The 2,168-nt window shown below is 50.7% G+C and carries 1 protein-coding gene; it reads right to left on the bottom strand.

The window, feature by feature from the left end; genetic code table 11:
* Positions 1 to 2,168: GEVED domain-containing protein (locus ACRBG0_RS28685; RefSeq protein ID WP_431490252.1), on the bottom strand; the 2,168-nt coding region annotated here is incomplete at both ends.

Below are 2,168 nucleotides of genomic sequence, written 5' to 3' on the forward strand. Positions count from 1 at the left end.
TTCTTCGCCAGTACCCGCAGCTCCGTCGACAAGGTCTCCGTAGTCAAACGCCATTACCATGATTTCGTAGTCTTCTACTTCGCCGTCAGGGGCAGGGCCCGTTGGGCTCATCGTCATGTCCGTTGTCAAACGGAAGCGCATGCCGATTTCATCGTTGATCGATGCGCCAGTTGGAGGTGTAATACCCGCCAGGATCGCGGACGTCGACTGATCGGCTACCGTTGTAAAGTACATCTCGTCTGTACCATCAAATACACCGTCGTTGTTCCAGTCTATGTAGACCGTCAACTTCGCAGGGCCGCCCGTCATGTTCATCACGGGGATCGTAAGATCTTGTGATTGACCACGTACAAACATAACACTCGTAGGATCGAAGCCATCATCATCAGCTCCATCTCCATCGGCATCATCACTTGGTTGACCGTCTAATTCGTCATCTACAGATGCACCAATTTTCAGCGTAACCATATCATCTTCGTTCGTGATGATCTTGTGCACAGGACCACCATCAGCAACCGTGGTCTCGTAGTCTTCTTCAGCAGTACCTGTACCGGTATCGGTAAGATCACCATAATCGAAGGCCATTACCATCGTCTCGTAATCCTCTACTTCTCCGTCGGGCGCAGGGCCATCAGGGCTCATCGTCATGTCCGTCGTTAAACGGAAACGCATACCGATCTCGTTGTTGATCGAAGCATCCGCTGGTGGCGTAATGCCACTTAATACCGCAGAAGTTGCCAAATCATCAACCGTCGTGAAATACATTTCGTCAGGACCATCAAAGGCGCCGTCGTTGTTCCAGTCAATGTAGACCGTCAACTTCGCAGGGCCACCTGTCATATTCATTACAGGGATCGTCAGGTCTTGTGACTCGCCACGTACAAACATCACACTTGTAGGATCGAAACCGTCTTCGTCGGCGCCGTCTCCATCTGCATCATCACTTGGCTGACCATCGAGTTCGTCATCTACACTCGCGCCGATCTTCAGCGTTACCATATCGTCCTCGTTCGTAACGATCTTGTGCACAGGGCCGCCGTTGGCAGATGACGTTTCGTAATCCTCTTCGCCAGTGCCAGATGCACCGTCAACAAGGTCACCATAATCAAACGCCATCACTACGATTTCGTAATCCTCTACTTCACCATCAGGGGCAGGGCCACCTGGGGTCATCGCCACGTCCGTCGTTAAACGGAAACGCATACCGATCTCGTTGTTGATTGAAGCTCCCGCTGGTGGCGTGATGCCACTTAATACCGCAGAAGTTGCCAAATCATCAACCGTCGTGAAATACATTTCGTCAGGACCATCAAAGGCGCCGTCGTTGTTCCAGTCAATGTAGACCGTCAACTTCGCAGGGCCACCTGTCATATTCATTACAGGGATCGTCAGGTCTTGTGACTCGCCACGTACGAACATCGTGCTCGTAGGATCGAAGCCATCATCGTCTGCTCCATCACCGTCGGCATCAGGACTTTGTTGACCATCTAGTTCATCGTCAATCGTACCGCCAATTTTAAGGATCACGTTACCCATATCATCCGTAACGATCTTATGCACAGGACCACCATCAGCAACCGTGGTCTCGTAGTCTTCTTCAGCGGTACCTGTACCGGTATCGGTAAGATCACCATAATCGAAGGCCATTACCATAAGCAGGTAATCTTCTACCTCTCCATCTGAAGCGTTACCACCGGCTGACATAATGGCTGCTTGATCCGTACTGAAACGGAAACGTACCGCCAGATTCGTATTAATCACAGCTCCCGCAGGAGGCGTAACTCCGCTCAATGTTGCACTTGTCGCAGCGTCAGCAACCATGACATCGTACATCTCGTTGGTGCCTGTGAAATCACCATTATTATCCCAATCGATAAACATAACCAACTTCGCCATCTGGCCTGTCATGTTCATTAATGGAATCGTAATGTCTTCTGATTGACCTCGAACAAACATGTAATCCCCAGGGACAAAGCTATCTTCATCGGCTCCGTCGCCATCAGCGAGGGGACTTGGGGTGCCATCTGCTTCAACATCTACCGTAGCTCCTAACTTAATCAGTGGGGCAGCAGGAACACAGTGACTCGCAGCAGTAGCAACGCCAGCCGTAGGATAAGGAGCAGCTAAGTCTCCAAAATCAAGGCCGAACACTTCTTTATCATCACTCG

It is taken from the genome of Lewinella sp. (assembly GCF_050633125.1).
Classification (GTDB): Bacteria; Bacteroidota; Bacteroidia; order Chitinophagales; family Saprospiraceae; genus Lewinella.